The sequence below is a fragment of the Neobacillus sp. Soil_C_43 genome, assembly GCF_057656715.1.
Genome location: NZ_JBDGJV010000053.1, coordinates 1 through 344 on the forward strand (window position 1 = coordinate 1; position 344 = coordinate 344).

Annotated in this window: 3 tRNA genes; all 3 read right to left on the bottom strand. The window is 54.7% G+C overall.

The features are described from left to right. Position 1: 1 nt before the first annotated feature. The 3 genes from AC3A54_RS25550 to AC3A54_RS25560 all read right to left on the bottom strand — a co-directional run bounded on the left by AC3A54_RS25550 (position 2) and on the right by AC3A54_RS25560 (position 262). A tRNA-Val gene (locus AC3A54_RS25550) sits at positions 2-74 on the bottom strand. Positions 75-79: 5 nt separating this feature from the next. Then, positions 80-154 (bottom strand) — tRNA-Glu (locus AC3A54_RS25555). A 16-nt stretch (positions 155-170) separates the two neighbouring features. Then, positions 171-262, bottom strand: a tRNA-Ser gene (locus tag AC3A54_RS25560). Positions 263-344 lie beyond the last annotated feature (82 nt).

A 344-nucleotide genomic window follows, 5' to 3' on the forward strand; every position in this document is an offset into this window, starting at 1 on the left:
GTGGAGGATGACGGGATCGAACCGCCGACCCTCTGCTTGTAAGGCAGATGCTCTCCCAGCTGAGCTAATCCTCCATAATTGGTGACCCCTACGGGATTCGAACCCGTGTTACCGCCGTGAAAGGGCGGTGTCTTAACCGCTTGACCAAGGGGCCATATCTTAAAATTTAATGGCGGAGAGCAAGGGATTTGAACCCTTGAGACAGGGTTACCCGCCTACACGATTTCCAATCGTGCTCCTTCGGCCACTCGGACAGCTCTCCAAAAGAAATGGCTCCGCAGGTAGGACTCGAACCTACGACCGATCGGTTAACAGCCGATAGCTCTACCACTGAGCTACTGCGG